Annotated in this window: 23 protein-coding genes; 7 read left to right on the top strand and 16 right to left on the bottom strand. The window is 65.0% G+C overall.

Going from position 1 to position 24,070, the window contains the following annotated elements; translation table 11 throughout:
• Positions 1–4 precede the first annotated feature (4 nt).
• From AKJ09_RS20350 to AKJ09_RS20330, 5 genes are all read right to left on the bottom strand, one after another.
• On the bottom strand, positions 5–679 hold the full coding sequence (locus AKJ09_RS20350) for a transposase (RefSeq protein ID WP_146648868.1): 675 nt from the start codon (positions 677–679) through the stop codon (positions 5–7).
• An 863-nt stretch (positions 680–1,542) separates the two neighbouring features.
• Positions 1,543–2,442 (bottom strand): hydroxymethylglutaryl-CoA lyase, encoded by a 900-nt coding sequence (locus tag AKJ09_RS20345; protein WP_146648867.1) that lies wholly within the window; start codon positions 2,440–2,442, stop codon positions 1,543–1,545.
• Complete coding sequence (locus tag AKJ09_RS20340; RefSeq protein WP_146648866.1) at positions 2,439–4,439, bottom strand: acetyl/propionyl/methylcrotonyl-CoA carboxylase subunit alpha; 2,001 nt, start codon at positions 4,437–4,439, stop codon at positions 2,439–2,441. Before AKJ09_RS20340 ends, AKJ09_RS20345 begins: the two co-directional genes overlap by 4 nt.
• 8 nt (positions 4,440–4,447) lie before the next feature.
• The gene (locus tag AKJ09_RS20335; RefSeq protein ID WP_146648865.1) at positions 4,448–6,055 is read right to left on the bottom strand and encodes a carboxyl transferase domain-containing protein; all 1,608 of its coding nucleotides are present in this window, start codon (positions 6,053–6,055) and stop codon (positions 4,448–4,450) included.
• A 6-nt stretch (positions 6,056–6,061) separates the two neighbouring features.
• Positions 6,062–7,240, bottom strand: a complete 1,179-nt coding sequence (locus tag AKJ09_RS20330) for an isovaleryl-CoA dehydrogenase (protein ID WP_146648864.1) — start codon at positions 7,238–7,240, stop codon at positions 6,062–6,064.
• Between the two features lie 107 nt (positions 7,241–7,347).
• Between AKJ09_RS20330 and AKJ09_RS20325 the strand changes: the two genes are divergently transcribed.
• Complete coding sequence (locus tag AKJ09_RS20325) at positions 7,348–8,406, top strand: AraC family transcriptional regulator (protein WP_205633751.1); 1,059 nt, start codon at positions 7,348–7,350, stop codon at positions 8,404–8,406.
• Between the two features lie 25 nt (positions 8,407–8,431).
• On the opposite strand, the gene AKJ09_RS20320 is transcribed toward AKJ09_RS20325, so the two are convergent.
• Complete coding sequence (locus AKJ09_RS20320) at positions 8,432–9,634, bottom strand: helix-turn-helix transcriptional regulator (RefSeq protein WP_146648863.1); 1,203 nt, start codon at positions 9,632–9,634, stop codon at positions 8,432–8,434.
• Between the two features lie 115 nt (positions 9,635–9,749).
• Here AKJ09_RS20320 and AKJ09_RS20315 point away from each other — a divergent pair, with 115 nt between their 5' ends.
• A complete protein-coding gene (locus AKJ09_RS20315; RefSeq protein WP_146648862.1) occupies positions 9,750–10,601 on the top strand; it encodes an SDR family oxidoreductase in 852 nt (283 codons plus the stop codon).
• Here the strand turns inward: AKJ09_RS20315 and AKJ09_RS20310 are convergent, their stop codons facing one another.
• The 3 genes from AKJ09_RS20310 to AKJ09_RS20300 form a co-directional block, all read right to left on the bottom strand.
• Entirely contained in the window at positions 10,602–11,186 is a 585-nt protein-coding gene (locus tag AKJ09_RS20310) for a superoxide dismutase (protein ID WP_146648861.1), read from the bottom strand.
• A 119-nt stretch (positions 11,187–11,305) separates the two neighbouring features.
• Complete coding sequence (locus tag AKJ09_RS20305) at positions 11,306–12,061, bottom strand: SDR family oxidoreductase (RefSeq protein ID WP_146648860.1); 756 nt, start codon at positions 12,059–12,061, stop codon at positions 11,306–11,308.
• A gap of 15 nt (positions 12,062–12,076) precedes the next feature.
• A complete protein-coding gene (locus AKJ09_RS20300) occupies positions 12,077–12,478 on the bottom strand; it encodes a nuclear transport factor 2 family protein (RefSeq protein WP_146648859.1) in 402 nt (133 codons plus the stop codon).
• A 229-nt stretch (positions 12,479–12,707) separates the two neighbouring features.
• On the opposite strand from AKJ09_RS20300, the gene AKJ09_RS20295 reads away from it, so the two are divergent.
• Entirely contained in the window at positions 12,708–13,337 is a 630-nt protein-coding gene (locus AKJ09_RS20295) for a TetR/AcrR family transcriptional regulator (RefSeq protein ID WP_146648858.1), read from the top strand.
• A 12-nt stretch (positions 13,338–13,349) separates the two neighbouring features.
• On the opposite strand, the gene AKJ09_RS20290 is transcribed toward AKJ09_RS20295, so the two are convergent.
• Positions 13,350–13,823, bottom strand: coding sequence for a hypothetical protein (locus tag AKJ09_RS20290; protein ID WP_146648857.1), 474 nt, complete (start codon positions 13,821–13,823; stop codon positions 13,350–13,352).
• A gap of 271 nt (positions 13,824–14,094) precedes the next feature.
• Here AKJ09_RS20290 and AKJ09_RS20285 point away from each other — a divergent pair, with 271 nt between their 5' ends.
• Entirely contained in the window at positions 14,095–14,541 is a 447-nt protein-coding gene (locus AKJ09_RS20285; RefSeq protein WP_146648856.1) for a hypothetical protein, read from the top strand.
• A gap of 9 nt (positions 14,542–14,550) precedes the next feature.
• On the opposite strand, the gene AKJ09_RS20280 is transcribed toward AKJ09_RS20285, so the two are convergent.
• On the bottom strand, positions 14,551–15,597 hold the full coding sequence (locus tag AKJ09_RS20280; RefSeq protein WP_146648855.1) for a bile acid:sodium symporter family protein: 1,047 nt from the start codon (positions 15,595–15,597) through the stop codon (positions 14,551–14,553).
• Positions 15,598–16,709: 1,112 nt separating this feature from the next.
• Between AKJ09_RS20280 and AKJ09_RS20275 the strand changes: the two genes are divergently transcribed.
• Positions 16,710–17,312 (top strand): transposase, encoded by a 603-nt coding sequence (locus AKJ09_RS20275; protein WP_146648854.1) that lies wholly within the window; start codon positions 16,710–16,712, stop codon positions 17,310–17,312.
• A gap of 848 nt (positions 17,313–18,160) precedes the next feature.
• Here AKJ09_RS20275 and AKJ09_RS20270 read toward each other — a convergent pair.
• Entirely contained in the window at positions 18,161–19,051 is an 891-nt protein-coding gene (locus AKJ09_RS20270; RefSeq protein WP_146648853.1) for an NAD(P)H-dependent flavin oxidoreductase, read from the bottom strand.
• A gap of 749 nt (positions 19,052–19,800) precedes the next feature.
• On the opposite strand from AKJ09_RS20270, the gene AKJ09_RS20265 reads away from it, so the two are divergent.
• On the top strand, positions 19,801–20,874 hold the full coding sequence (locus AKJ09_RS20265) for a fatty acid desaturase family protein (RefSeq protein ID WP_146648852.1): 1,074 nt from the start codon (positions 19,801–19,803) through the stop codon (positions 20,872–20,874).
• Between the two features lie 84 nt (positions 20,875–20,958).
• Here the strand turns inward: AKJ09_RS20265 and AKJ09_RS20260 are convergent, their stop codons facing one another.
• Positions 20,959–21,459 carry a hypothetical protein gene (locus tag AKJ09_RS20260; protein WP_146648851.1) on the bottom strand — a complete coding sequence of 167 codons (501 nt, stop codon included), beginning with the start codon at positions 21,457–21,459 and terminating at the stop codon, positions 20,959–20,961.
• Positions 21,460–21,591: 132 nt separating this feature from the next.
• Between AKJ09_RS20260 and AKJ09_RS20255 the strand changes: the two genes are divergently transcribed.
• Positions 21,592–22,038: a hypothetical protein gene (locus AKJ09_RS20255; protein ID WP_146648850.1), complete on the top strand. Its 447-nt coding sequence runs from the start codon at positions 21,592–21,594 to the stop codon at positions 22,036–22,038.
• Between the two features lie 10 nt (positions 22,039–22,048).
• Here AKJ09_RS20255 and AKJ09_RS20250 read toward each other — a convergent pair whose 3' ends face one another.
• Genes AKJ09_RS20250 through AKJ09_RS20240 form a run of 3 tightly spaced genes read right to left on the bottom strand, consistent with a single transcriptional unit; the run spans position 22,049 to position 24,037 of the window.
• Positions 22,049–22,882 (bottom strand): patatin-like phospholipase family protein, encoded by an 834-nt coding sequence (locus AKJ09_RS20250; protein WP_146648849.1) that lies wholly within the window; start codon positions 22,880–22,882, stop codon positions 22,049–22,051.
• Between the two features lie 4 nt (positions 22,883–22,886).
• Positions 22,887–23,672, bottom strand: coding sequence for an SDR family oxidoreductase (locus tag AKJ09_RS20245; RefSeq protein WP_146648848.1), 786 nt, complete (start codon positions 23,670–23,672; stop codon positions 22,887–22,889).
• Positions 23,669–24,037 carry a nuclear transport factor 2 family protein gene (locus AKJ09_RS20240; protein WP_146648847.1) on the bottom strand — a complete coding sequence of 123 codons (369 nt, stop codon included), beginning with the start codon at positions 24,035–24,037 and terminating at the stop codon, positions 23,669–23,671. Before AKJ09_RS20240 ends, AKJ09_RS20245 begins: the two co-directional genes overlap by 4 nt.
• Positions 24,038–24,070 lie beyond the last annotated feature (33 nt).

Raw genomic sequence — 24,070 nt, 5'->3', positions numbered from 1 at the left:
GCTCTCAGCTCGGGAATCGCGGGGCTTCACCTGGATGAATCAGGCCGTGCTTCTTCCAGCCCACACGGGCAAGCCACGTTCGCGGAGGCTCGACCGGCGAAGGCTCCGCAGGGAGCCGTCGATTCTGAATCCAGCCCGTGAACCACTGCGCGGAGGAGCGGAGATCGATGCGTGGTGCGCCGTGCATCACGCGAAGGTGCTTCTTGAAGTTCGCCAGCACATATACGAGCGCATTTCGAACCTGCCGCGGACTCGTCAGATCGCGGCGATGGTAACGGTCGCTCCAGATCTTGGCGCGCGAGAGTCCGAGCACCTTCTTCACGCGTCTCGTGACGCGTGCGATGAGACTTCGGAGCCCGCGCTCGAGAGACCGCTTGTCGTCGCCCTCGACCAACGCATGGACATGATCTTCCTGGACCGAGAACTCCACGATGCGAAAATCCGGCCTTCGCGTCGCTCGAATCGCCGACTCCACGGCGAGATAGAGTCGCTCGTTGCGAAGGCTCGGTAGCCCCTTCGCTACACGCAGCGTCACATGCACGGGATGACGGAAATGATGTTCCGGCCGACGCCGATGCGCCACGCACGGCCGTGCCCCCTCACACCTCTTTCGCCCTGCCCCCGGCCGCTTGCCACCCCGACGCGGCGGCTCGGGTAACGCCAATTGCGTCCCTTTCATCCCTCACGCCCCTCCCTCGCGCGCCCTCGAAGATGTTCATTCATCCCGCCGCGACGAGTCATTGAACATAGTCACGGGTCGAAACAAATCAATCATCCATCAGTCCAATTTTAAATAGTCAACTCTCGCATCCTTTGATTGGGCGCTTCCCCCTTCGACGCCCCGTGGCCAATTGCTCGACGCGAACAGACCAAGATGGATCCCCGCTTTGCACCGACTCGATCACCGAGAGCCCCGGTTGTCCGAGTCGACATCACGCGGCCGGCGGAGAAGACCTATCTGCGGATACCGAGGGAGAAAGACTTGGAATGTTCTTTGGCCTGCTCCGGTTGGCGGCTCCCGATCCATTTGCCTCGTCTCGTGCCCTTTTCGTTGTGTCGAAGTCAACGCGAGCGCGGGAGACGCCTGAATAACGCGCACATCGGCACGCGTGCGTACTCAGCGCGCTGCGCGAGCCGCCGAGGCCGCAAACGCCGGCTACCTATCAGCAGAGACTCTAAGCGTCGCCATTCCGTAGACGTTGCGGAAGTGACCGGCAATCTTGACGAGCGGGACGTGCGCGCTGACCTTGTCGAGTAGGCGCAGCATCGACGCAGGCGAACGCGTGCATCTGCCCACCTAGCGACTCGTTGGCAGGGTTTCCGCTGCACTCCGCGCCATCACGACCTCTTGGCGCAGCACGATCGGTACGGCGCGGAGAAGCGCCCAATCAAAGCACCGTTGCTTGCCCCCGCCGACGAACTCGGGATGTGCTTCGTTGTTCGCACCGACGTCGCTGCAGGGCGGCAACAGCCGACGAACGACGGACACGGACGCTAGAGCGCGCGTGTCCCCCGGTGCAGTGAACGGCGCAGCGTGCTCGATCAGCTGCCGCGCTTCGCCAGCAGTGCGCGGGCGACGCGGCTTTGGACCGAGCGGCCCAGCTTTTCGCTGATCCACTGGGCGACGTCGATGAGGGCGTCGAGGTCGACGCCGGTGTCGGCGCCGAGCCCCTGCATCAGATAGACGACGTCTTCCGTGGCGACGTTGCCGGTGGCGCCCTTGGCGTAGGGGCAGCCGCCGAGGCCGCCGACGGAGCTGTCGAAGATGCGAAGGCCGGCTTCGTACGACGCGTACACGTTCGAGGTGGCCATTCCGTAGGTGTCGTGGAAGTGGCCGGCGACCTTGTCGAGCGGCACGTGGGCGGCGACCTTGTCGAGCAGGCGCTTCACCGAGGCGGGCGTGCCGACGCCGATCGTGTCGCCGAGGGAGACTTCGAAGCAGCCGGCGCGGTAGAGGCGCGTGGCGACGTCGGCGGCCTTCTCCGGCGGGACGAATCCTTCGTACGGACAACCGACCACGCAGGAGACGTAGCCGCGAACCGCGACGCCGTCGGCCTTCGCCGACTCGAACACCGGTGCGAAACGCGCGAACGACTCGTCGATCGAGCAGTTGATGTTCTTCTGCGAGAACGATTCCGAGGCCGAGGCGAACACGGCGACTTCGCGTGCCCCGGCCTCCACCGCCGCTTGATAGCCCTTCAGGTTCGGGACGAGGACGGGGTACTTGCGCCCGGGACGGCGAACGAGGCCGCGCATGACGGCGTCGTGGTCGGCCATCTGCGGAACCCAGCGTGGCGACACGAACGAGGTCGCTTCGATCTCGGTCAGACCTGCCTGCGCGAGGCGGTCGATGAGCGCGAGCTTCGTCTCGGTCGTGACGTTGACCTTCTCGTTCTGGAGGCCGTCGCGAGGCGCGACCTCGACGATCCGAACCGCGGTCATGACGCCTTCTCCTCTTCCTTGAACACGACGAGCTCGGCGCCTTCGCTGACCTGCTCGCCGACGGCATAGGCGAAGCGCTCGAGCACGCCAGCCTTGGGCGCGGAGATGGTGAGCTCCATCTTCATCGCCTCGAGCACGATGAGCGGCGCGCCCTTCTCGACACGTGCACCTTCCTTGGCCACGTGCGCGATGACCTTACCGGGCATCGGCGCGCGCATGGCGCCCGTATCGGCATCCGCCGAAGATTCGACGTAGAGCGGGTCGACGACGTCGAGCGTCCAATGAGCGCCCTCGACGAAGACGTGAAGGCGCGCGCCATCGGGCACGACCGTCGCTTTGACGACACGGTCGCCGATGGTGAGGCGGAATTCCGACTCTCCCGCCATGGCGAACGCCACGCGCGTCGGGGCGCCAGTGGCACCCACGGTCACGTCGAACTCGCTCGGACCTGCGACCGTCGCGAAGAGCTCACGCGAGTCGTCTTCGCGGCGGAGCGCAACGAGCTGCGAAGCCGCAGGGCCGAGGCGCCAGCCATCGAGCGGAGCCCAGGGCAATCCCGCCTCGCGCTTCGCTGCAGCCTGGCGCTTGGCGAGCTCCGAGACCGTCGCGGCGAGCCAGATCGTATCCGAAGGCGCGGCGTCCTTCGGGAGGAGCGCTTCGCGTTCGCGTTCGATGAGCGACGTGTCGAGATTCGCAGTCGCGAACGATTCGGTCCGGACGAGGCGGCCGAGGAACGTGACGTTGTTCTCGACGCCGGCGATCTCGTAGGAGTCGAGCGCTCTGCCCATGCGCGCGAGAGCGTCTTTTCGATCTTCGCCCCACACGATGAGCTTCGCGATCATCGGGTCGTAGTGCGGGGTGATGGAGTCGCCCTGCTCGACGCCCGTGTCGACGCGCACGAACTCGGACTCGACCGGCGGCGCGAGGTGAATCAGCTTACCGGTCGAAGGCAGGAATCCTGCGGCCGGATTCTCGGCATAAATGCGCGCCTCGATGGCGTGTCCGTGAATCGTGAGCTCCTCCTGCTTCTTGGGGAGCGGCTCACCGCTGGCGACGCGCAGCTGCCATTCGACGAGGTCCATCCCGGTGATCTTCTCGGTCACCGGGTGTTCGACCTGCAGGCGCGTGTTCATCTCCATGAAGTAGAACGTGCCGCGCTGGTCGGCGATGAACTCCACGGTTCCAGCGCCCGAGTAGTTCACGGCCTTCGCGGCGCGGATGGCGCTCTCGCCCATGGCGCGACGAACCTTGTCGGTCATGCCGGGCGCAGGCGCCTCTTCGAGCACCTTTTGATGGCGACGCTGAACGGAGCAGTCGCGCTCGAAGAGATAGACATAATTGCCGTGATTGTCGCCGAAGACTTGAACTTCGATATGGCGAGGACGTTCGACGTAGCGCTCGACGAGCACGTGGTCGGAGCCGAACGAGCTCGCCGCCTCGCGCTTGCACGATGCGAGTGCAGCCTCGAAGTCGGCCGACGAGTCGACGCGGCGCATGCCCTTACCGCCACCGCCGGCGCTCGCCTTGATGAGCACCGGATAACCGATGCGGTCGGCTTCGCGCTTGAGATGGTCGGGCGCCTGGTCGTCGCCGTGGTAGCCCGGCGTGAGCGGCACGTCGAACTTCTCCATGATCGACTTGGCGACGGACTTCGAGCCCATCGAGCGAATCGACGAAGCGCTCGGGCCGACGAAGACGATACCGGCCTTCTCGCACGCTTCGGCGAAGTCGCCGTTCTCGGAGAGGAAGCCGTAGCCAGGGTGGATGGCCTCGGCGCCGGTGCTCTTGGCCGCCGCGAGGATCTTCTCCATCGAGAGATACGACTCGCGCGCCGCCGCGGGGCCGAGCCTCACGGCGCGATCGGCGAGGCGAACGTGGCGGGCGCTTTCGTCGGCGTCGGAATACACCGCGATGGTCGTGATGCCGAGACGACGGGCGGTGCGGATGATCCGGCAGGCGATTTCGCCGCGATTGGCGATGAGTAGCGAGCGAAACATGGTCGTTCCTACATCCGGAAGACGCCGAACTGCGTCTCGGCAATCGGGGCATTCAAGGTGACGTCGAGCGAGAGACCGAGAACGCGTCGGCTCTCGGCGGGATCGAGGACGCCGTCGTCCCAGAGTCGGGCGGTCGCGTAATAGGGGTGAGCCTGGGCGTCGTACCGCTCGCGAATCGGAGTCTTGAAATCAGCCTCCTCCTCGCGCGACCAGCTTCCACCTTTGGCCTCGATGCCGTCACGCTTCACGGTGGCGAGAACGGAGGCTGCTTGCTCACCGCCCATGACGCCGATGCGCGCGTTCGGCCACATCCACATGAAGCGGGGCGAATACGCGCGCCCGCACATGCCGTAGTTGCCGGCGCCAAAGCTCCCGCCGAGGATCATCGTGATCTTCGGCACGCGTGCGGTGGCGACCGCGGTGACCATCTTGGCGCCGTCTTTGGCGATACCGCCGTTTTCGGCCTTTCGACCGACCATGAAGCCGGTGATGTTCTGCAAAAAGAGCAGCGGAATTCCACGCTGCGCGCAGAGCTCGATGAAGTGCGCGCCCTTCTGCGCCGATTCGCTGAAGAGGATGCCGTTGTTGGCAACGATGCCGACCGGAATACCGTAAAGATGGGCAAAGCCGGTGACGAGCGTACTGCCGTATCGCGGTTTGAATTCGTCGAGACGCGAGCCGTCGACGATGCGCGCGATGACCTCGCGCACGTCGTAGGGCTTGCGCGTGTCGGTGGGGACGATGCCGTGGATCTCGCTCGGATCGTAGAGCGGCTCTTCGATCGCCTCGCGCTTGGGGCCCGAGGGCTTGCGATGATTGAGATTCGAAACGATGCGACGCGCGATGTAGAGCGCGTGGCGGTCGCTGTCGGCGAGATGGTCGGCCACGCCGGAGATGCGCGTATGGACGTCGCCGCCGCCGAGCTCTTCGCTCGACACGACCTCGCCGGTGGCGGCCTTCACGAGCGGCGGGCCGCCGAGGAAGATCGTTCCCTGCTCTTTGACGATGATCGCTTCATCGCTCATTGCCGGCACGTACGCACCACCGGCGGTGCACGAGCCCATGACCACCGCGATCTGCGGGATGCCGGCCGAGCTCATGTTGGCTTGATTGAAGAAGATGCGTCCGAAGTGCTCGCGATCGGGGAAGACTTCGTCTTGCCGCGGGAGGTTCGCGCCGCCCGAATCGACGAGGTAGATGCACGCGAGACGGTTCTCGAGGGCAATCTCCTGTGCGCGGAGGTGCTTCTTCACCGTGAGCGGGTAGTAGGTGCCGCCTTTGACCGTCGCGTCGTTGGCGACGATCATGCACTCGCGGCCCTGCACGCGGCCGATGCCCGCGATCATGCCGGCGCCGGGCGCCTCGCCGTCGTACATGCCGAAGGCGGCGAGCTGGCCGATCTCGAGGAACGGCGAGCCGGGATCGAGCAAGCGTTCGACGCGCTCGCGAGGGAGGAGCTTGCCGCGCGCGACGTGCTTTTCGCGTGCGCTCGGGCTTCCACCGAGACGGACTTCGGCGACCTTCTCACGCAGGTCGGATACGAGGCCGCGCATCGTCTCGGCATTGGCCCGGAACTCGGGCGACCGCGTGTCGATGCGGGAGTTGAGCGTGGTCATGGCGTTTCAGATCCCGGTCTCGGAGAAGAGCTCGCGGCCGATGAGCATGCGGCGGATCTCGGACGTGCCGGCGCCGATCTCGTAGAGCTTGGCGTCGCGCAGGAGCCGCGGCGTGGGGTACTCGTTGATGTAACCATTGCCGCCGAGGATCTGAATGGCCTCGAGCGACATCCACGTGGCCTTCTCGGCGGCGTAGAGAATGGCGCCGGCGGCGTCTTTGCGGAGCGAGCGTGCGTGATCGCTCCGGTCACAGGCCTTGCCGACCGAGTAGACGTACGCGCGGCACGCCGACCACGTCGTGTACATGTCGGCGAGCTTCGCCTGGATGAGCTGGAAGGTGCCGATGCTCTGGCCGAACTGCTTTCGCTCGTGCACGTACGGCAGCGCGACGTCGAGGCAGGCGCGCATGATGCCGAGCGGCCCGCCGGCGAGAACCGCGCGCTCGTAATCGAGACCCGACATGAGCACGCGGACACCGTTGCCCACGGCGCCGAGCACGTTCTCCTCCGGAACTTCGCAGTCCTCGAAGAAGACCGGATACGTGTTCGAGCCGCGCATGCCGAGCTTGTCGAGCTTCTCGCCGAACGACAGGCCCTTGGTGCCCTTCTCGACGACGAACGCCGTCATGCCCTTCGGTCCAGCTTCGGGATCGGTCTTCCCGTAGACGACCATGACATCGGCGTCGCCGCCGTTCGTGATCCACATCTTCGAGCCGTTGAGGATGTAGCGGTCGCCCTTCTTGTCGGCGCGGAGCTGCATGCTCACGACGTCCGAGCCGGCGTTGGGCTCGCTCATGGCGAGGGCGCCGACGAATTCGCCGGAGACGAGCTTCGGGAGGAAGCGCTCCTTCTGCGCGGCGTTTCCGTTGCGGTGGATCTGGTTCACGCAGAGGTTCGAGTGCGCGCCGTAGGAGAGCGCAACCGAGGCCGACGCGCGCGAGATCTCTTCCATCACGACGATGTGCGCGAGGTAGCCGAGGTTCGTGCCGCCGTACTCCTCGCTCACGGTCATCCCGTGGGCGCCGAGCTCGCCGAGCTTCCTCCAGAGGTCAGCCGGGAAGAGGTTGTCCCGGTCGATCTGAGCCGCCCGCGGGGCGATCTCTTTGTCCGCGAAGCGCCGCACGCTCGCGCGAAGCGCGTCGATGGTTTCCCCCAGGTCGAATCCAAGCTCCGAAAACTGCGCCACGCTGAATCTCCCTCGCGCCACCGACACGTGGTGCGCGCCGTGAAGTTTAACGGTCGGGGGGCACACAACCCGCCAGCAAGGTTGCAGATCGTGCCAAGATATCTTGCGTGAGCACGACACGCCGCTCGACGCAACGTGCAGCCGGAGAGCGCCGCCCCCTCCAGCGCGGCCGCGCCGAGACGCCCATGGCCTTCGTGCGCACCATCGTCCTGGCCTACGAAAAATACGGCATTTCGCCGAATCACGCCCTGGCCGCGGCGGGGATCACACCGGCTCAGCTCCGCCGTCCAGACGCGCGAATCGACGCCGAGCAGATGGAAACAATTTCGGCCGCGGCCATGCAAGAGCTCGACGACGAAGCTCTGGGGTGGTTCTCGCGACGCCTGCCTTGGGGAACGTACGGCCTGCTCTGCCGCGCTTCTCGCGGCTCACCGAACCTTCGCGTCGCCCTCAAACGCTGGTGCCGCCACCACGCACTCCTCACCGACGACATCGAGCTCCGACTCGAGGAAGACGAACGCGGAGCGCGTCTCGCCATTCGTGAACGGCGCGACCTCGGCGAGATGCGCGAGTTCTGCCTGCTGACGAGCCTTCGTTACGTCCACGGCTTTGCTTGCTGGCTCGTCGACTCTCAGCTCCCCCTCGAAGAGGTCACCTTCCCCTTCCCGCCCCCGCCCCACGCCTCGGCCTACGAGTTCCTGTTCCCGGGGCCCTCGCATTTCGACCAATCGGTCGCCAGCATGGTCTTCGGTCCTGGCTATCTGGACCTGCCCACGAAGCGGGACGAGCCGGCGCTCGACATGATGCTGAAGCGCGCCCTCCCGCTCACGGTGCGCCAGTACCGTCGCGACCGTCTCCTCGTGGAGCGCGTGCGCGCCTACCTCGCCGAGCCGAGTCATCAACCGGCAACGGCCGAAGCCACTGCGTCGGCGCTCCACCTCTCGCTACGATCACTGCATCGTCAACTCGCGAACGAAGGCGCTTCGTTCCAGGCCATCAAAGATCAGGTTCGCTTCGAGCGCGCCGCCGACCTGCTTCGTCGAACGGACATCCCCATCAAACAGCTCGTGCGCACCATCGGATTCACCAACGAAAAGAGCTTCGCCCGCGCCTTCAAGGATTGGTCGGGCAAGAGTCCGTCGTCGTTTCGAACGTCGGGCGAATAGCCAATACGAAGCGGTATTAGGGAAATCAGGTCGACGGCATCGCGGCAGCGATGAGGGCACGCCGCGATAAGACGTTCGTCTTTCGCAAGATGGCGTTGACCTGGTTGGCGACCGTTCGCGCCGAACTACGGCGTGCGTCGGCGATTTGTTGATTCGAAAGCCCCTGACGAATCAACTCGAGAACGTCGCGCTCGGCGGAGGTGAGGCTCCCGAGATCGAGCTCACCGGCAGATTCGGGGACGAAGTTCGAGGCCAAGCGCAGGAGCTCGCGCGGCGACTGCAAACCGAGCTTGTTCGCCGCCGATGCGAGAGCGTGCGAGATCGTCGACGAAGCGATGCCGAGCGCGTAGCTCACCAGCTTGACCGGCATGCCACGTGCCGAGAGATGGAGGATCTCGACCTCCTGCCGAGAAAGGACGCGCATCGCACGTCGGTCGGGCGCGTTCTCGAGCAACACGTAATGACGCTTTCCACCGATGTCGCGTGCCACGAGGCTGAGCCGGCCATCGAGCAGTGCATTCCAAGTGGCGATGCCCTCCGCGCCGCGACGCGCCCCGCGAAGGTGCGAGGCCTCGACGGCCACCACATGCTTGGCGAGCGCGTCTCTGTCGAGCGCCTCCTCCGTGCAGTGAAGGAGCTTGCCGTTCGCATCCATCACGGCGACCGCCCGTTCGGGCCGGAGTCGCAAGCGGATGGCACTCTCCAGGTGGAGGGCGACGCGTGCGAGGGCTTGCCGCTCGTAGCGACCGAGCTCGATACGCTCGTCGAATCCCGCATAGAGAACGAAGCCGATTCCATCGTTCGAGCGGCCGATCATGGCGACGCCGTCGGCCATGCCCACACGGCGGCGAAAGAACTCGCCGAACTCTCTCACCTCATCGGAGCCCGCGTCGTCGATCTCGCTCTGTGTCGTGACGAGACGACGAGGAAAGTGATAGCGACGTGCGACCTCGGGCCCCGCCGCGCGGAAGACACTCCCGCTCACCGACTTTCCGGCGATGCCCGAGCCGACCGCGGCGACGTGGCGTAGACGGGTAATCGCAAGATTCTCGTCGTACTCGAACAGGTTGAATCCAACGCCATTCGAGCGCGGGAGCGCGCGCTGGATGGCGTCAACCAGCTGCCCCGCCCAGGCCTCTTCGTCCTTCTCGTGGCCGTATGCCGCCTCGAGAACGGAAACGAGATCCGGACGTCGATCGAGAATGACGCGTCGGCCGTTCGAAGACACACCGAGACGCTTAGCACGGCCCTACCATGTGGAGGCGCCGACAGGCCTCTGCAAAACTTTTAACTACTGTTCAATCCGCGCGACTGAGTTGCGCGGTGCCGACGCAGGCATACGCATGAATCACGTAACTCCTCGAATCGCCGTCACCGGCTCGACAGGAAAGCTCGGTGGACGAGTTGCCCGCCGTCTCGCGTCCCTCGGTATTCCACAATGGCTGGTCGTCCGAGATCCGTCACGAGCCCCAGCGCTTCCGGACACGAAAATTCGCGTGACGACGTACGCCGACTTCCACGCGAGCGTCGGTGCGCTCGATGCTGTCGAAACGCTCTTCATGGTGTCGGCGTCGGAGAGCCCTGATCGCGTAAAAGACCATTTCGCGTTCATCGACGCCGCGGCCAGAGCGGGCGTGCAGCGCGTGGTCTACCTCTCCTTTTTCGGAGCCTCCCCCACAGCGACGTTCACGCTCGCGCGTGATCACTGGCAGACCGAAGAACACCTCCGAAAGAGCGGAATGAAGTTCGTCGTCGTGCGCGACAACCTCTATCTCGACTTCCTCCCGCTGCTCGTCTCTCCCGAGGGAACGATTGCAGGTCCGGCAGGGAATGGGCTCGCGGCGGCGGTCGCACAGGACGACATCGCGGACTCCATCGCGGCCATCCTGCGTGCGCCCGCGACGCACGACGGCCGAACCTACGAGCTGACCGGACCGGAGGCGCTCACACTCGACGAGATCGCTCGGGTCCTCTCTGCGCACGAGGAGCACGCGATCACGTTCGTGAACGAGACTATCGACGAAGCGTATGCCTCACGCGCGAAGTACGGCGCGCCGAAATGGCAGCTCGATGCATGGGTGAGCACGTACACGGCCATCGCCGCGGGCGAGCTCGCGCGGGTGACCGGAGACGTCGAACGCCTCACCGGACACCCGCCGATGTCGCTCTCTACACTGCTGGCGAAGAGAGGCTGATCAGGCGTTCTTCAAGTTCGCGAGTGCGAAGTCCCAATTCACGAGATGAGCGAGGAACGTCTCGATGTATTTGGGGCGCGCATTGCGGTAGTCGATGTAATACGCGTGCTCCCAGACATCGAGCGTCAGGAGCGCCTTTTGTCCGTGCTTCATTGGTAGATCGGCGTTGCCCGTTTTCGTGACCGCGAGCTTGCCGCCGTCGAGCACGAGCCACGCCCAGCCCGATCCGAACTGCGTCGTGGCGGCGTTGGTGAGCTCCTCTTTGAGCTTCGCCACCGAGCCGAAGTCACGCTGGATGGCCGCGAGGAGGTCGCCGGTCGGCTCGCCGCCGCCGTTGGGTTTCATCGAGTTCCAGTAGAAGGTGTGATTCCACACCTGCGCCGCGTTGTTGAAAACGGGCCCCTCCGAGCTCAGGATGATCTCCTCGAGTGACTTCGCGGCTTCGGGCTTGCCCTCGAGCGCCTTGTTCAGATTGGTCACGTAGGCCGCGTGATGCTTGCCGTAGTGGTATTCGAGCGTCTCGGCGGAGACGTGAGGAGCGAGCGCGTCTTTCGCGTACGGCAGTTTCGGCAGTTCGAAGGTCATGGATCCTCGGATGGTTGGGGGTCCCGAACCACCCTAGGCCGATCGCCCCGGACGAAAAGCGACGTGCCAATCCATTGGAAACACGCTCGTTCGTTGTCACCCCACGCGCTCGGCCGGCTCTATGCGGGCGCCCCGACCATGTCGTTCAGCTCGTTCACGAACTTCGATTCGTCCGGGCCTACGTTGTTTCGCAGGGGCTTGGCGCGCTCGACGACGACCTCGAGGTCCCCGCGCTCGAGGAGGCTCATCGTCTCGGCCATATACTGGTCGAGCGGCATGGCTCGCGCGTCGCTGCGGTTCTCGGGGCCCAGCAAATCCGTCTGGACCCACGGCGGCGCCAGCTCGATCACCTCCACCCTCGTCCCCTTGAGCTTGTAGCGCAGGGAGAGCGAGTACGAGTGCATGGCGGCCTTCGTCGAAGAGTAAACCGCGGACCACGAGAGCGGTACGAACCCGAGCGCGGACGACACGTTGATGATCGCGGCCTTCGGCTGGTTCTTGAAGTGCTCGACGAGCGCGCCCGTCATGCGCATCGGCCCCAGCAGATTCGTGGCGACCGTCGAGACGAGCAGCTCGTCGTCCACGGTCGTGGCGACGTCGTCGATCTTCATGATCCCGGCATTGTTGACCAGAACGTCGAGCGATGGATGACGTTCCAGAACCCGGGCGACGCCAGCGGTGATGCTCTCGGGCGAGGAGACATCCATCTCCACGAAGTCCATTCCGGGATTGGCCTTCACCGTGGTTTCGAGGACATCACGGCGGCGCCCGCTTACGATGACCTGGTTGCCGCGCGCGTGAAAAGCCTCGGCGAGCGCACGACCGATGCCCGACCCGCCCCCGGTGACCAAGATCGTATTCCCTTCGAGCTTCATGACATTCTCCTCAGTTCAAGCCGGAAACGAATTTCCAAACATCGGCTTTCCACTCTTGGACTGATCTCTCGTCGCTTCGTCTTGAATGACGTCCCAATGCTCGGCCAGAACGCCGTCCTCGACGCGCACGATGTCCACCACGACCCAAGGCGCGGGCAGGCCGAGTCCCGAGAATCGGCCGTGGAGAAACACGTAGTCGCCCTCGGCGACGGTCAGTTGGTTCTCGTAGTGCAACGTCGACGGGGCTGCCTTGACGAGCTCGAAGAGCCCCTCACGACCGGGCGCGATGTGGGCACTGTGCTGGACGTACGCCGATGACCAGAAGCGTTCGGCCGTGGCGTAGTCGCGCTTGTTGAAGAGCGTCTCGAACGCGTCGAGAACGAGCTGCTTGTTCTGCGCTTCCTTCTTGTCAGCCATGACTTCCTCCCGAATCGAGCTGGCGATCGACCGAGCTCGGACAGCGGCCGCGCGACGACCGCGCCTGCCCAACGTGCAAGCATCGTTCTGACCGGCGTTGCCATATACGTACGTACGTACTGATTCGCCGTCAAGGTTGGTCCGCGCAAGAATTCGCCGCGATCGAGGCTGCCGAGCGGCCACGAGACGCCCCGCTTGACCCAACACTACGGACGGCCATATTGCCCACGTGGGCAGGCCGTCGAACAAGGAGAAGCTCGTCGCGGACGGACTTCGTGTCGTTCACCAGCGGGGCTTCGGCGCCTCGAGCGTGCGTGACATCGTGCAAGCCGCGGGTGTCCCGCAGGGCTCCTTCACCAACCACTTCAGCTCGAAGGAGGCGTTCGGCCTCGAGGTGATCGACGCGTACTACGCGATGACGAGTACAGCCGTTCGAGCAACGCTTCGGAACGACGCGCTTCCGCCGCTGGCACGCCTGCGAGCTTGGATCGAAAACCAGCTCACCTTCCTCGCGAAAGACCAGATGCGCAAGGGCTGCCTCTACGGCAACATGAGCGCCGAGGCGAGCGAGCACAGCGAAGCCATTCGCCTACGCATCGCCGGCATCTTTGCCGAGAACAAGGAATCGGTCGCGTACTGCCTGCGCGCAGCGGTGAAAGCCAAGGAGCTCGCCGCCGATACCGACGTCGACGAGATCGCCGGCTTCATCATCTCTTCCCTGCAGGGCGCGATCCTCGTTTCGAAGTCGTACCGGACCCCCGACGCCGTCGAGCGCTTCGTGCGCGTCCTCTTCGGCGTCGTTCTGCGCCCTTCAGACGAGCCGACGCCCCCGCCTACGCGGCGCGCGAAGAGAGCCTGATCAGGGGCGCGCTCAGCTGAACTCGGCCCAGTCGCGCTTCACGTGCCAAGCGTTCGGCTTGAACGTCCACGTGATAATCGCCGCCGGGTCGAAGGTCTCCTCGAGCAGCGTCATCTTGACGATGTCCGCCTCGAGCACCGGAACGTTCAGCGGCTTGCGCTTTCCTTCGAGGTTCCAGAACTGATAGCGGTCGAGACCGTCGCTCGAACCGCGCAGCGGACCGAAATCGAGGGGCGCGCACGTGAGGACGAGCTCGCGGTTCACCTTGCGACTGAAGAAGCGCACCGAGAGGCGGCGTTTCTGAGCGATGGCGTCGAGGAATAGCTGGTGGTCCGCGTGCATCGCGTCCTTGTAGTCAAAGCGCGCGACGAACGCGGCGCGAATCCTCGCAAGCTCCACCACACACGCGGACATCGTGCCGGGCACGGGCTCGACGCGGACAAAAAGAAAACACCGCGCGGGGCCAGGGGGGGGATGGCCACTCACGCGGTGCGGTCATCCCTTAAGCGAGATGCGTGCCAAACGAAATTACGGAGGATTTGGGGTCTGAACGCGTCAAAGCTTTCATGCTTGGAAGATTTGCCGACGGAGTTGCACGACGATTCTCCTGCCCCGATGGTTTCTGATGAAACGAACAGAGCGCCGCCGACACGTGGCCGTCGCGAGCGTGGCGCTTCCCGACCGACCACTTCGCTCGGCCCGAGCCGCCGGTGGACACTCTTGCGTAGCTCATCCGTCGAATAGTAGTTGTCGCTCCATGGGCTCCAGCGACGACCTCGCGCGTCTCCTCAAGGAGGCAGCCGCTTCGATGAAGAGCGACGTGAAGGGCGCCGTCGCAAAACTCGAGTCGGCGTATGCCATCGCGCAGGGAACCGGCAACGCCGACGACGCCGCGGTGGTGGCCGAAGAGCTCGCCCGCGGGTGGGCTCGCCGCAAGTCGGCTTCGCGTTCGCTGTACTACGCACACAAATCGACGAAGCTCTCGCCAGGCCAGCGTTCGACGTGGACGACACTCGCCAAGACCTGCGAGCTCGTCGCTTCGCGCATTCCCGAAGGCAAGCAGCGCCGCGCTCAGGCTCTCTATCGAGCCGCCGCAAGTGCCTTCAAGAAGGCCGCGTCGATGACGAAGGACGCCGAAGACAAGCGCTGGCTTCTCGAGCTCGCCGGCGACGCTTCGCGACAGGCCAAGCCCAAAGCGGGCTGAGCCGCGCGCCTACGCCGCTGGCGGCCGCGTTCCGCGTTCTTCGTCGGACGTCGTCGGGGAAGCACGACGACGGAGCACCGTATCGACGATACCGGCGCCACATTGCTGCGCCAGGTTGTAGAGAACGAGCGGCAGCAGCACGAGCGGGTGGTCGGCAAGAGCGCTCGAAGCCAGCACGAGCCCCGACCCGTTGTTGCTCATGCCGAGCGCGAAGGTGATTGAAATGCGGTCACGACGTTCCGCTCCGAGCCGCTTCGCCATCGCCCATCCGGCAACGAATCCGCCGGCGCACATGCACGCGGTCACGACAGCCGTGAGCACGACGAAGTTCCAATTCGACAGTCGGAAGATCCCCGGCAAGGCCAGCGACGCATTCGAGTAATTGAGCAGGAGGAGCACGACGAGGTTCGCGGCCTTGAGAGCAGGCATGACGCGACCAATACGACGAGCTCCGAGAACCTGGCGGAGCACGAGGCCGAGCAGCGATGGCAACACGACCGCCAGCACGACGAACGCGATCGCCGTTCCTTGCGCGAGCTCGTCGAGGTCCTCCGAATAATCACCGTGCGTCACACCGGCGACGGCATGGAGAACGAGGGGCGTGAGGAGGGGACTTGCAATCGTGGACCCCAGCACCACGGCGAGACTGAGGGCGATGTTGCCTTCCGCATTCTGCGACCACGTCGCTGACGCTCCGGCAACGGGCATCGCTCCCGCCATGGCCAGACCGACGAGCAGGCTCTGAGCCTCGACGTCGTTGCTCCAGAGCCTGAGAACGAACGCGATCATGGTAGTGAAGGCGATCGGCCAAAGCGTATTCGCGGCAAGCCCGAGCCATACGAGCGTGGGCTTCCGCGCAACGCGCTTCAGCTGCCCAACGTCGGTCGCGAGCCCGGCGACAGTGAGGAGAAAGCCCAGCATGAACGCCGGCATCGAGGCCTCCGCCGTGGCCCCGAGTGGAAACGTTACCGTACCTGCGGAGAGCCCTCGTATCCGAATGCCGAAGCCCGGCACCAGCGCGCCGAGCACGTACGTGGAAATCAGCAGCCAGAGCATCCTCCGCTGCAGCCATCGGAGCACCCGCTCCGCAGCTGGGCCGAACCTCGCACGCACCGGAGAACCTCGCTCCGCGAGGATGCACCAAAGACGCCAGCGCGAAGCGCTGCACTCGACTTGAACACGCCCGCGGCAAGGCTCTTATTGGCGACACCGGTTGCGATTCGAAGCGCTTTCGCCAGGCCATCCACGATAAAGGCATGCGACCGGTGATTCACTCGAAGCCCGAGCGGCCGAGGAAGTCCCCGGTCATCCGAGAGCTCTATCGGCAGCGTTATCTCGTCTAAGTATTCTTCCACAACCTGAAACGATTTCGCGCTATCGCGACTTGCTACGAGAAGTCGGCTCGTAACTTCCTTGCCCTCGCGCACGTCGCATGTACCTGGATGTGGGTTGAGAACTAGGCCCCCGCTAGCCGCCAGGTGCCTGGTGAGGGCGGCGGAGGCCCTCACCGGGAGTCTCTTCGATGCGTCATCGCCTTGAGGCGTGTGCGCCCAGAGGCTTGAAATCATGCTCTGCGGAATTGGTGTGGTCGTTCTTTCGGGCTCCCGGGGGGTCACTGGTTTCATCAGGCCGCAAGAGACTCCCAGGGTGCCGCATCGTTCAGGGGACCTAGGCGCCGCGCGCACGCAGGTGGCGTGCCGCTGCTGTCGGCTCCACACGCGCCTCGGACTAGCGTTCGACCTCGCTCCTCGCGGAGGTCGACAAGCCCGCCGAGGCTGGAATTGCGCTCTGCCGAATGCCTGCAGCGATCTCAGGCCCCGTAAACCCCAAACTCGCGGGGGCCAGACACCGTGTCCGCGTTGCGGCCCCTTGCGTGGCCCGCAAGACAAGCGGGGAAGAGCAAACTGGAGTGCCCCCGCAGCTCGTGTTGCTCCGAGTCACTTCGCGGAAGCGCGCGAGCGCCTTCGGCGATTCGAGGATTGCGCGACGAATCCTGAAATCGTGCTATCTCGAATCCCGTGGCGGGGGCCAGGGGTGGGCAACAGGTATTTGTGTTCGGGTCCGACGTGCGAGGGGCACGAGGCACGCGCTGCGCTCGCGGCGGAGCAGCGCGTTCGAAAGCCGGCCGCAAACCTGCCGCGCATCGGAAGGGATTCGAACCGCATGGTATGAGGCCGGATCTCGACAAAAACCATCCGGTGCACGTCGTGCTGCGCGCGAAGTCCGGAATAGGGTCTTTCCGTCGACAGAGCGTGTTCGAAGCCATTCGCAAGCGAATCGAAGCCGCCACGCGCGACGGATTCCAGATCATCCACTTCATCGTCCAAGAGAATCACATTCACCTGATCGTCGAGGCGATGGACCGCAAGCGGCTTTGGCGCGGCGTTCAGCACCTCGCCTCGCGCCTGGCATGGGCGATCAACAGACTCGTGCGTCGGCACGGCTCGCTCTGGCGCGGTCGTTACACACGGCGCGACCTCACGAGCTTGAGGCAAGTTCGCAATGCCTTGGTCTACGTGCTGATGAACATCCGCAAGCACGCGGTCGGCGAGAAATCCCAGTTCCTCGCCTCGATATCGCTCGATCCATACTCTTCCGCCGCATGGTTCGAAGGCTGGGACCCGCGCGCCGGCCCCATGCTCGGCGAGCTCTGGAGCACCCTCATCCGACGCGATTGGCACGAACGCCCAGTCCGCGCTCCCCGCACCTGGTTCGCGCGAACGGGCTGGAAGCGCCACGGCCTCGTCCATCCCAACGAGCGCCCTCGCTAGAGCGTGGCAGCGCTCTCGCGTCTCGTATCGTGTCTCGCCCGCGCAGCATCGCCGACTCCGCGCGCCCGGTCACGAACACGAATGGATCGCTTCCGCGTCAAGCCAACTGAGCAGGCGCGCATGACCGGGCGCCCGGCCGCTCCGTAGCGCCTCGTGCATCGACGATGGCTCGATCTGCGGTGAGCAAGGCGCCGTCGTCGGCTGTCTCGTATGCCAGGCGGCACCCGAAGCTCCTATGGAGATAAGCAAGGCACGTCGTTCCGCGTCTTATCGGCAGAGCGGATTTCTAGGCTCGTTGCGCGTTGGCCTGCGCACCTAACGCGCGCGACTACCTCACGAATGACTATCGGGGCGCTCCTTCGGAGCAGAAGGCTGCGGTGAAACCGGTGCACCTTCAATCGCACGAGGAGGCCCCCGCCGATGTATTCGGCATAGCGTGATTTCAGGCCGATCGGGCGCTGTGCCCGAAGCGGGGTTGGCACGCTATCCCGAGGCGGTCAGCGGGGTCGACGTTCGAGCGTCGCGTACAGGAAGCAGCCGCTGTCGGTCGACCTAGCGAACTGCGCGGAAGCACTCCGCAGGTGACCTGGCCCGCTTCTCTTGCCGAGAGCGGAGCTCCCAGATCGCATCCTCGAGCATTCGGCAGAGCGCAATTTCAGGGACGTTGACTGCGAAGGTGGCGAAGGTGCCTCGTCATGACGTCGTCGTGTGAGTCTCGGAAGGTCAGAGCATCCCAGGGTCGAACAGAGCGATAGGTCCGGATCGTCGGGCCTGAAAGCATGAATTCGCCGTCGCCGCGGTCTCGCCCTTCCAGGCGGAGCTCACCAGGACGACGGGCGTCGGCGGCGTCAGCCGAACGCAGCGAGCGTGTCGTGCGCCTCACGGGCGAGGTCTTCCACGATTTCGCCCATCGACTTCACTTGGGTGATCAGGCCCACGCCCTGGCCGGCGCTCCAGATGTCCTTCCAACGCTTCGCGCCGTCGGGAGAGCGATCGGCGGCGAAGTTCTCGGGGACGGTGTGCTTGATGAAGTTGGCGTGGATGCCCGAGACGGCGTCCGTGTAGACGATGTCTTCCGGCGTGGCCTTCACCACGCTGTCTTTGTAGTCCTGCGCGGCGCCGCATTCGGTCGATGCGATGAAGCGCGTGCCGATGTAACAGAGCTCGGCACCGAGACTGAGGCTCGCCACCACCTGGCGGCCATCGCTGATGCAACCCGCGGCGAGGATCGGAACCTTCAGCTCCTCCTTGAGCCAGGGAATCAGCACGTACGGCGAAATGCGACCGGCGTGGCCGCCCGCTCCGGCGGAGACGGCGATGATTCCGTCGGCGCCCGCGGCAACGGCCTTCTTGCCGTGCGCGAGATTGATGACGTCGTGGAACACGAGGCGCTTGTGTTCGTGAGCCTGCTTCACGAGCGCCGTGGGATTGCCATAGCTCGTGAGGATGACCGGAACTTCGAATTCGATGCAGAGCGCCATGTCGGCCTCGACGCGCTCGGGCGCCGTGAGGCCAATCGTGATGTTGATGCCGAACGCTTTGTCCGTGCGCTGCCTGATCCACGCAAGGTCCTCACGGAGCTTCTCCGGAGTGCGTGCATTGAGAGAAGGCATGCAGCCGAGGATTCCTGCCTCCGCCGCCGCCACGATCATCTCCTTGTTCGAGATGATGAACATCGGCGCAGACGCGAACGGGTACTTGAGTCCGAGCTTCTTCGCGAGCGGAGTCGAGAGCTTCATCGGCCCGAAAGGATAAACCCCGGGCGGCGCCAGGGTGGCCGAATTTGCGGCGGCCCAGTGCTCCGAGACACGACGAACTTCGAATGCGGGGACTCTGCATCGGCGTCGGAGTGCTCGTGCTGGCGAGCGGCGGCGCTTCCGGCTCGGCACCGCCGCCGTCGAGCGAGGAGCGACGTCGTGGAGGCATCAGCCAAGCGTGACGGAAGACTTCGTCAGAGCGCCTCGAGCAGTGCAAACGGGGGCTGATCTCGGCGATGGCCAAGCCGCTCGCCGGATATGGGTTCGCTCGAAGGGCGGCGGCACTCGCCTTCGCGGCGGCGTCGGAGTGCATGCAGCTCCCGCAAGCAGCCGGGACGTTCCCGCCAGCGCAACGATCCAGCTTCGGTTGCCGAAGACGGTCATCGACGTCGCTGGGCGTGAGGTAGGGACGGCAGGTCGAGCCTGACGCAAGCGACGGCAAAGCCGAATTTGGACAGACCTCTACCGTAGCCGTCGTGCACCGTCGGGCGGGGACAGACGCCCTGACGTTCGAAGTTCGACGTTCGACGGAGCAATTGGCCGATAGAAGGCGCGTCCAAGCGTCCGAGCATGAGCGAGGACGAGGGTGTTGGTCAGGATCGTCATTGATCCATCGCCTCTCCACGGAGCCCCCGCGCACAGCCGCGGTGCACTGACTTCGTGGAGACCGGCAATGGTAGGCTGTCGCAATCAAATTGCATTTTTCGTCTCGGCGCCTAGCCTCCGATACCTTGACGGCCGTCGCATCCCTCGAAGAGAGCCTCGAAGAGAGCTGGATCGCTCCCGAGCTCCAGCTTTCCGATCCAACCTACGAAGCTGCGCCGAGGGCGAGCCTGCTGGAACGCATCATCGTTCCGCTGATCAACGACAAGCGTGACGTCCCCTTCGTGAAGCTCGCGCTGGCGATGACGCTCATGGTCATCCCGTTCGCGGCGTACCTGTTCATACCTGGCCACTTCCGCTGGTGGCTCGGTGTCGCGTACCTCGCGTTCACCTTCTTGGTGTTCGTGGATCGCTGCATCTTGATGCTCCACAACACGAGCCACCGGCCGCTGTTCAAGTCGAAGGTCTTGAACCTCTACATCCCGTGGGTGCTCGGACCGTTCTTCGGGGAGTCGCCCGAGACCTACTACGCGCATCACCTCGGCATGCACCACGCCGAGAACAACCTCGCGAAGGACCTGTCGTCCACGATGAGGTACCAGCGCGACAGCTTCCTCGCCTTTCTCCATTACTGGGGGACCTTCATGCTGACCACGGCAGCGAGGCTTCCTCTCTATCTTCAGCGCCACGGCAAGAGCCGGCTGGCGCGGCGCATGCTCATCGGCGAGTTGCTCTTTTTGGTCGCGTGCGGCGTCGGCCTTTACCTCTCGTTCTGGCCGACCTTCACGGTCTTCGTCGCGCCGTGGCTCGCGGTGCGCTTCCTCATGATGTGGGGCAACTGGGGTCAGCACGCGTTCCTCGACCGCGAACGCCCCGATCGCCCGCACACGAACAGCATCACGTGCATCAACAGCCGGTACAACCGCCGTTGCTTCAACGACGGTTACCACATCGGTCACCACCTGATGGCGGCCCGCCACTGGACCGACCTGCCCGGCGAGCTGCAGAAGAACCAGGCGCGTTACGCGAAAGAAGGCGCGATCGTGTTCGAGGGGATCGACTTCTTCATGGTGTCGCTCTTCCTGTTTCTCAAGCGACACGACTGGCTCGCCGATCGCTACGTGCAGCTCGGCGGCGAGAGGAAGAGCAAGCAGGAGATCATCCTGCTGCTCAAGGATCGCCTGCGCCCGTTCGCTAGCTGAATCGCGCGCTCGCGCGAAAGGGCCCCGGTTCGGGGACGAGTCGCCTTGCGCGGCCTCGTCCTGGCATGTCGCCCCGTAATTTCCCTACGGCTCCAGCAGGTCCGGCGCGCCCGCGTCGATCCACGCCGCGATGGCCGCGATCGACGCCTCGTCGAGCGGCGGAGAGTCTTTGGGCATGGGCACGCCATCGATCCCGGACGCCCTCGTGATCTTCATATAGAGGTAGCTCCGGGCCGGATCACCGGGGCGAACGCGCATCAGATCCGGCCGCTCGACGGACGGTACGTTCACGAGGTTCGTGGGTCGGGTGTCCGCCAATACGAGACCGCTCATGGCCATGCCCGGCCCATGGCAGGCCATCTCTGGCCCTCCGGCGCAGCCGCCGAGGGCGTAGCCGGCTTGGTCGGTCGACGAGGCATCCGTGGGGAATCCCGTCGTGCCGCCGAAGCGTGGTGGCTCCTGAGTGTCGTCGGCCGCGTTCGGCGGAGGTGATGGCGCAGGCGAGGAGGTGCACGCGGCGCAAGCGAAAGCCGCGAGGCCGCTCGTAAGCGCCAGAAGCACCAACTTCACGCGGGACGCCGTCACGCTCTCCATATTTCTCCGAACCCGTCGTCCGCGCCAGCACCGCATGCACCGCTCACCTTTTCCCTCGCGGCAACACGACTCCGCCTGACGCGCGCTGGCACGAAGAAACGGGCGCGCTACACTTTCCATGGCATGGCGCTCGACGTTCAGAAGCTCGCCGACGCTCTCGTGCTTGGCGCATTGCTCGACGAGCTTCGGCATCGGTACGGTGGCTACGAGCTTCTCGCCCACTGGAAACAAGGCGAATTCCACCACGACGTGCTGGTGCGCCTACCGGATTCCACCGTGCTCGTCGTCGCGACGAACTGCAACGGCGGCGTGAAGGAGGTCCTCGCCTTCGACCGCGCGCCCGATCGATGGGCGCTGTGGCATTGGCGATGTCCGCACGTCAGCGACTTCGCGGGGGAGCTCCCTGCCATCCTCGAACGGGCGATCACGCCCCATTGGTTCGATCCGTGCAATTTGCTCGCCGAGGATGCGCGCAGCGAATTACGTGAAGAATACAGAGAACGCCAGCAAGGTGGCGGCTGGCAGATGGCGGACAGGCCCGGAACGTGCGGAGCTCCGCGAAAGGCGTGATCCGCGGTGCTCAGCGCATCGTGCGAGCGAAGCGTTCGCCGTCGCGCAGACCACGCTCGTAAGCACGAAGAATCGCCTCGGGGCGCGTGATGTCGAACTGGCTGACGTCGAGTGCTTCGGACGGCTGAACGTAGACGCGATTCGGAATCGACGGCGTCGTCGCGTAGCGGCGCGTGAGGAGAACCAACGTTCGACCGCCTTGGGCTTCGATCGCCCGTAGCGGCTCGACGGGCACGTTGTCGGTGAAGCCACCATCCATCGCGGGCGCGCCGTCGATTCGCTGAATTCCGATGATCGGCGGAACACACGCGCTGGCGAACGTGGCGTCCGCCCAGGCCCGTGCATCGGGAAGCGTCCGGACCGACACGTGCGTCGGCGTGAAGCCGAGCCTCGTTCCCCATCGCGGGTGCACGGGCGACCGGAGCTTCTTCTCGAGCTGATACGCCCCGAGGCCAATCGCAGCGGCGAGCGCAGGTGGCCAGCGCCGCGGCGGACGCGAAACGACGACCTGCAGATCCACGGCGCGCGCCTTGATGGCGTCGAGAGCCGGCGCATCGAGAATCGTGTCGAGGAGCTCGCGGTACAACGAAGCCACTGGAAACGCTTCCCCACGCGAGAGGCCACGCCAATCGAAGTTGGGAAGACCGCGCTCGCAGCCGTCGACCACGAGCGCGCGCACCTCGTTCCCGACTCCGAGGAGCGAGTAAGCCGCGGCGAAAGCCCCGCCACTCACCCCGACCACGTGCTTGGGCGAGATGTTCAGCGCGGGCGCGGCGGCTTCCCAGAAGCCACCTTGCCAATAGCAGCGGTTCCCCCCGCCCGGAAACGACACGGCATCGAACACGACATCAACCTAGAAGGCCGTTGCCGAAGCCGCCAAGTGATTGACCGCCGTCGACCACGAAGACGCCCCCGGTCACGTAGCTGGCGGCGGAGCTTGCGAGAAAGAGCGCCATGTCCGCAATCTCGCGCGTGGTGCCCATGCGGCCGAGCGGAATGCTGGCCTCGACCCGTCGGCGGATGTCTTCCGTGGGCGCGAGCTTCTCCATGCCGATGGTGCCGGCGATTGGCCCGGGCGCGATGGCATTGACGCGCACGCCCGACGATCCCCACTCCATCGCCAGCACACGAACGAGCATCTCGACGCCCGCCTTCGCGGCGCAGACGTGAGATTGGAGCATCGTCGGGTGCGAGGCCTGTGTGGCGGAGATCGCGACGATGCTCGACGGCTTGGTCATGAGCTCGAACGCCGCGCGACACGTGTTGAAGGTGCCGAGGAGGTCGATGTCGACGACGGCCTTGAAGCCATTGGCCGACATGCCTACGGCCGGCGCCGGGAAGTTGCCGGCCGCACCGCACACGAGAACGTCGATCGGGCCATGCTTCTCGACCGAGGTTCGGAGTGCCTGGTCGACGGCCGCATAGTCGCGCACGTCCGCCGTCACGGCCAAGGCCCGCGGACCGAGCTCGCTTGCTGCCGCCTGCGCCTTCTCGACGTTGCGCCCAAGCACCGTGACCTTCGCGCCCGCCGCGACGTAGCGCGCCGCAATGGCCAGGTTGATTCCGCTCGTCCCTCCCGTGACGAACGCGTGCTTGCCGTCGAGGAGCCCCTCGCGAAAGACGTCCGCGCTCACGAGAGCCCCAGCTCCGCGCGCATGGCTTCCATCAAAGCCTGCGTCGCCGAGAACGGCCGCACGAACACCGTGAGCTCGGTCACGAGCCCAGCCTCGTTCACCGTGCCGAGATCGATCCCCTGGATGTCACGACCGCCGACCTTGGCTTTGAACTCGAGCGCAGTCTTGCCCTTTCCGTCCCCGAGCTCGCTCACGTACTCGAAGTCGGTGAAGATTCGAAGGACCGCCCGCAGCAAGTGCCCCACCATCTCGCGGCCCTGGTACGGCTTGAAGACGACCGGGCTGCGAAAGACGACGTCTTCCGCGAGAGACGCGACCAGGGCGTCGGCATCGCGCGCCTCGACGGCCTTTCGAAACTTGTCCATGCGTCGACGATAGATCCGATATGAACATCGTCA

It is taken from the genome of Labilithrix luteola, from assembly GCF_001263205.1.
GTDB lineage: Bacteria > Myxococcota_A > Polyangia > Polyangiales > Polyangiaceae > Labilithrix > Labilithrix luteola.
The sequence above is the reverse complement of the archived record's forward strand: the minus strand, read 5'-3'. Positions and strand labels throughout refer to the sequence as shown.